Source organism: Paraburkholderia sp. RL17-373-BIF-A (assembly GCF_046030175.1).
Taxonomy (GTDB): domain Bacteria; phylum Pseudomonadota; class Gammaproteobacteria; order Burkholderiales; family Burkholderiaceae; genus Paraburkholderia.
The window spans coordinates 1-5,990 of sequence record NZ_JARESO010000136.1 but is presented as its reverse complement, the minus strand read 5'-3'; the positions used below and the strand labels follow the sequence as shown (position 1 = coordinate 5,990).

Below are 5,990 nucleotides of genomic sequence, written 5' to 3'. Positions count from 1 at the left end.
CCGGTGGATGGCAGATCATGATATATGCCACTAAGACCTTGATAACGTTCCTTGGGCGCAATTAAGTGTTAGCGTCGATGCAAGCTTGACGTGGACGGTGCGGCAAGAAGCGTTGACTCGTCTATGTTTAAGCTTGCAACCGTAGACTTCTTCGACATTCGATGGGACCGCGCAAGCCCAGCGAGATTTTGTGCCGATTTTAATTGTCGGCCGCCTAAGAAGCCCTCATTGGTCTTCGTCGGGCGACCTATGCTGTTGGAACTACGGCGAACTAGCTTGGCATCGCCAATCCGTGAGAGCCAACTAGCCAACTAGCCAACGGCGGCGGGCGTCGCGATCAAAGTGGGCGACAGGATGATCGTCGCTATTGGCCACCCTAGATGGTTGTATCCAGCGCAGAGGTCAGACGCTCCGCATTCAGACTCGCGCATGTCGACAAGCTGATGACCGGCCCATCGGAGCAATCGATGACGGGGGATAGATATGACTTGTCTGCCAAGATCACAAACTCCGTAGGATGGTGAGCCCTTTCTTACTCTGGGCTGACACATGCAAGTCGCGTTTTGATCTCCCTGGCGCAGAGCTGATTTCTCGTAAGCGCGCAGAAATAGGCGCCTAGCACTCAGCGATCTGACCGTGCGGCGATGTCCACGGAGTTTTGATACTGCCCCCGGAATGTTGGACGCGGTGACGTTAGTGCTGATCTTCGCGTGATCCGATCGAACAGGACATCGTTCGGCACGAGGCAGATTACTATCTGTACGGTGAAGCCGTCAGAACGCATCCCAGTAGTGGGTTGACTCATGGCTCGGGCGACTAGGAGCGGCGGGACGGCTGGACGGTTGCCAGTGGCAAGAACGGTGGGCAATCTCCGACCCACTTCACTATGCCGCGCGTTTGAATGTTGCGAAAGGAGCCGAAACAGCGTCGATCCGTGAATGCCGGACAGGCCGGCGGTTTAATGCATGCCCGTATTGTCCTCGTCGGCGAGCCGCCAGACATCGGTCGAGCGGCGCCGGATCGGGGCAGAGGAGCGGCTGGTCACAAGCCCTTCACCGCGGTTAGGAAATATTGAGGTCTACATTGCGATCCGGAGCATCCATGGCAACGTGGCGCTAATGAAAATACCAGCGGGCTTCTGAGACAGTACTTCTCTAGAGCTATCATTTTCTCTGGCTATTCACAGGTCAGGCTTGATGATGTGGCTAGGCGACTCAATGATCGCCCCGGAAAGACACTATACTTCGACACACCAGCTGAACGATTTCACCGCGCCGTTGCATCGACCGATTGAATCCGCAAGCTTTAACGGGAATTCGCGTTGCGGCTCTGAGCCGGAAATCGCGAATCAAGTGGCGCGTTGCAAGTCAATGACGAGCACGCAATGACAGGGCATTTTGAGGCGCTCCTCGCCGTAATTGAGGACGAGTGCCAGTAGGCGAGGAGAGCCCCCGCAGCCAAATTCGGGATGCAGACGGTTGATCAGTAGGTCGAGGCGACCAAGATGGAGGCGACGCGAGGGTCATTCCATGTGGGCACGGTGGGCAGTGAGCATATGCTCGGAAAGAGTTTCATGCTTGTCTTTGAGCCGATTTGGCGGGTGGGCGGCGGCACGCCTCGTGATGCACTATGTCGTGCGGCACGCTGTAGTCGTGATAGTCGACCTTGACACCGCAATCGATCTGCACCGACGCTCTGGAATATTGTGATCTCGTAGTGGCGCGTAGGCATACCGCGCCGGCTTCGCAATCACAGGTGCGGGCTTGTCCGGGCTATCGGCGCATCGAACCTGTTCCGCGAAGTTCTGATTATCGGAGTAGCGAGATTTCTCTCCCAAGCTGTTCTCTAAACGTGGCCAAATTTGCATCCCGAATCGTTATGACCTGGTTCTCGTCGAACCTGATGGATACCATGTCACTGCCGTAGGCAGTATACTGCGAGACGCTAAGCCGTTTGCCTTCAACCTCCACCGAGATAGTATTCTCGTTCGGGTTCTGTTCGATTGTTTGATGTATGTCCTTAATGGCCTGCTCAACAGCTGCTTTTTTCTGGTCCATTTTATGTAATTTGACAAGGGAATAGATCCCAAACGTCAGCATCGAAAGAAGCAGGTCCCCGATGCCTCCTACGTTGCCATATCGGCCGGCGCTTACAGCCATATTATGAACTCCGATAGGGAGCACGTTCGTGGTGTGCTGATTGCCGAAAGAACTTTGGTGGGTAAAAGCTCTTCTCAGAGTATTGACCGTTACTGGCATGATGGTTTCCCTTTACTTGATCGTTAAGTTTGGGCCGCAGATGCAATGACTAGAAACTTGGATTTGCTAAATTGGGTACATGCCTTCCAAGCGGCCGAAGCGGCTCTGTTCGATGAGCGTGAGTCGTAGCGTTCGTAGCGTAACGGAAGATGAATATGTTCTTGGCTCAATCAGATGACGGGGACCAAAGCAGTTTTGACATTCGGTAGATCGCGAGCCGTATCACTCTGCTGCTGCCATAGCTTGGCATGTCCTTTCTCGCCGTCACCCCGCAAGGTGTTTCGCAGTCAGTATCTCGACACGGCGAGCAAAAGCTTCCCGGACCGGTAGACGTTGCATGCGCATGTCACGCAATCGAGCCGCGTTGTCCGCCGTTGTTACGTATGCACCTATGGACCGTTCAATGATGCCGCTTGGCGCGTTGTCACACCTTGATAATCCTCCGAAGAAGATTAGTGAAAGGTCGGACGGTTTTCCTGTCATGGGGAATGTGGTTAAATGGTCCAAGAACGTGCGGGAACTCCGGAAAGGCGGTCGCGCTGATTGTGTAAATGAGACATGCTTTCCCCCGTCACGCGTCCGGTCACTTTACAACATAGCTTGTTATGACCCAATAAGTGAAGGCAAGAAGGCAGAGTCATATTAACCTCCAGTAGAAAGGGCGGCTTTCTAAATTTAGCTAGAGATTTGCAGTTTCGAGCGAACGCAGGCGTTTGGCTTCTGCAGGCTCGACGTTAGCACGGAAACTCATCCTTTATGTCGGCGTCGGATAGATACCTTCCACTTTCGTCGATGTGCTTTCCCCCCGTTTTCATGAGTGCGGTACGCGGCAAGGATGCAGGCGCAGGGACTGAATCCCACTGAGAATCGTGGAGGCTGGTTGGTTTAAGTTAATGCAGGCACTTCAGCGGTATTTCTGAGTTTGCCCCAGCCTCAGGTGGCGGGATATGGCCGAGATGGAATGGACACCGCCCTCCCTCCGGGGAGTTGCGCACCATTGAGGGCCCCCAGGACCGAACGGCATCAATGTGCCAGAGTGGAGTTGCGACACAACCACTTATGGAACGAGGCCCCAGATGAATGCTACGACAGACGGACTCGACATTGCAAAACGGGTGTTCCAGATGTACTGGGTCGACGCCCAAACTGGCGAGATCGCGAATCGGAGGTTCGGACGTGACGCTCTAATTACATTCCTGGCGCAGCGCCCCGCCGGTCGCGTCGCCCTCGATGCGTGCGGAAGTGCTCACTGGTGGGCGCGTAAGATCCGCGCGCTCGGACACGAGGTCGTGCTGATACACGCTCAATTCATTCGACCTTTCGTGCAAACGAACAAGACCGACGCGGCAGACGCGCGGGCAATCTGGACTGCAGTGCAGCAACCCGGCATGCGCACGGTTGCCGCCAAGACAGAGGATCAGCAAGTGATGTTAAGCCTTCATCGTATGCGCTCGTTGCTGGTCAAGTTTCGAACGATGCAGATAAATCAGCTGCGTGGGTTGCGGTATGAGTTCGGCGTTACGTTTCGTGCAGGACGCGTAGCAGGACTCGACGAGATCAGAAAGCGCATGGCAGAACTCGAAGACACGCTGCCACGATCGATACTTCTTAATCTTCTGGAACAGTTGCGCCAGATCACCCTGTTTGAAGAGGATATCAATCAACTCGAGAAGCGGATTGGCGCCTGGCAGAAACACGAAGCGGCATGTCGTGCGATCTCCGAAGTGCCGGGTATCGGCCGCCTGACTGCAACGGCCCTGGTAGCAACGATTGGAGATGCGAAGACATTCAGGTCGGGGCGCGAGTTCGCTGCGTTTCTGGGACTTATTCCTCGTCAGAATGGTACCGGAGGAAAGATACGGCTGGGCTCGATCTCCCGACGTGGCGACCCATACTTGCGTACGTTGCTGATACATGGGGCGCGTTCTGTTCTGTGTCACACCAACTACCAACCGCATGGCAAAAAGCAATGCAGGTGCGACGTCCAGCAAATGTAGCAACAGTGGCCCTGGCAAACAAAATGGCAAGAATCGCCTGGGAGATCCTCGCTCACGGGACTTCGTACGAAACGCATCATGTGAGCATCAGACCTGCATAGCAGAATGAGGAACTTGAAGCGTCGAGGAACTGGTAGGTTGCCTGGGTTGATTTCAATGTGATGGCGAGACAGGTCGGACCGCAGGGACGCAAACCTGAACACACTCTTGTGCTTCAAGCACGTGGCCGAGATGAGGGCGTTCCTGGCGAATTCCCTCAGGGCCCGCAGCTTCGGCTTGCAAAAGGCCGCATATAGTGGAATGGCCTCGTCCCACCTCCGGTGGTAGAGCTCGAAGGGTGTCCACCGAGAGGGTGGCAGGATTGAGGAACCGTGATCCGTAAACGAATGGAGGCCGTCATGAGTGTCACGTTGCTGAGCATCGATCTTGCAAAAAACATCTTCCAGCTGCACGGCGTTGACGAGCGCGGTCGGCCAGTGCTGAGTCGGCGGATCAGCCGCACCAAGCTGCTGCAGGCAGTTCTCGATATACCTTGCTGCCGTATCGTGATGGAGGCTTGCGGCGGAGCGCACTATTGGGCCCGCAGGTTCGCTGCAATGGGACATCACGTGCAGATCATCGCTCCGCGGTTCGTCAAACCCTTCGTGAAATCCCAGAAGAACGATCGCAATGATGCCGAGGTGATCACCGAGGCGGCGTCACGTCCGACGATGCGCTATGTCGCCATCAATAGCGTTGAACAGCAGGATATCCAGTCCATGCATCGCATCCGCAGTCTGCTAATGCGGGACCGGATCGCGCAAATCAACCAGATTCGAGGCCTGCTGGCTGAATACGGCGTGGTCATTGCCCAGACGCCGCTGAAAGTACGGCAACAGTTGCCGGCAATTCTTGATGATCTGGATAACGAGCTCACCGCGCTTACCCGGTCGATGATGCGCGACATGTACGAGCGACTCGCGCTTCTGGATACACAGATCGCGCGCTACGACGACCTCATCCGTCAAGCACACAAGTCATCCACACTCAGCCAGCGGCTTGAAAAAATCCGAGGTGTCGGACCGATGATCGCAACCGCCGTCATCGCGGCGGCAGGCAGCGCGACTGAGTTCGCAAACGGGCGACAGTTTGCAGCGTGGCTCGGTCTAACGCCACGCCAGCATTCGTCAGGCGGCAGGCAACGTCTGTTCGGCATCACGAAGCGGGGCAACGGATACTTGCGGATGCTTCTGGTCCACGGGGCCAGGTCCGTTGTCCAACAGGCGGCGAAGCATAGCGATACGCTCTCGCGATGGATACTCGAGGTCCAGGCAAGACGGGGAACGAACGTCGCGGTTGTGGCGCTCGCCAACAAGATAGCCCGGACAATCTGGGTGTTGCTGGCTCGAGGGCGTGAATACGAACCTCCAGTATGACCAGGACGATGACAGCACGGCTGCAATAACCTTACCCCTCCTTCGATTGCACAAATGATCTGATTCAATGGCAAACAGGTTGGACCGTCGGCGACAAAACCTGCGCGGTCTTAGGGCTCACGAAGCCGAGGATATATGAAGGAGTCGCCGGGCGAAATCCATTGGGGCCAGGCACATCTGTGCCACAAACAGGCCGAATGTATATATGCAATCCAGCACCTGCATGCAGCGGATCAGACCATTTGGCAAACGGGACGAGGCCATGTATAAGACCGCAGCCGATACCTTGTTCACGCATCACACAAGATCAACTTGGCAAG

2 protein-coding genes and 2 pseudogenes are annotated in these 5,990 nt (G+C 55.5%); 3 read left to right on the top strand and 1 reads right to left on the bottom strand.

Annotated features, from left to right (window positions below; all coding sequences use genetic code 11):
• Positions 1-1,018: 1,018 nt before the first annotated feature.
• A pseudogene (locus tag P0D80_RS48225) lies at positions 1,019-1,294 on the top strand (transposase); the annotation flags it as partial.
• Positions 1,295-1,808: 514 nt separating this feature from the next.
• Here P0D80_RS48225 and P0D80_RS48220 read toward each other — a convergent pair.
• The gene (locus P0D80_RS48220; RefSeq protein ID WP_408295343.1) at positions 1,809-2,258 is read right to left on the bottom strand and encodes a hypothetical protein; all 450 of its coding nucleotides are present in this window, start codon (positions 2,256-2,258) and stop codon (positions 1,809-1,811) included.
• Positions 2,259-3,334: 1,076 nt separating this feature from the next.
• Between P0D80_RS48220 and P0D80_RS48215 the strand changes: the two are divergent.
• Both P0D80_RS48215 and P0D80_RS48210 read left to right on the top strand, forming a co-directional pair.
• A pseudogene (locus tag P0D80_RS48215) lies at positions 3,335-4,356 on the top strand (IS110 family RNA-guided transposase).
• Between the two features lie 297 nt (positions 4,357-4,653).
• A complete protein-coding gene (locus tag P0D80_RS48210) occupies positions 4,654-5,670 on the top strand; it encodes an IS110 family RNA-guided transposase (protein ID WP_408295340.1) in 1,017 nt (338 codons plus the stop codon).
• The last annotated feature ends 320 nt before the right edge of the window (positions 5,671-5,990 follow it).

Coding starts and splice junctions, on each gene's coding strand:
- P0D80_RS48220 (WP_408295343.1), bottom strand. CDS start 2,258: ATGCCAGTAACGGTCAATACTCTGAGAAGAGCTTTTACCCACCAAAGT.
- P0D80_RS48210 (WP_408295340.1), top strand. CDS start 4,654: ATGAGTGTCACGTTGCTGAGCATCGATCTTGCAAAAAACATCTTCCAG.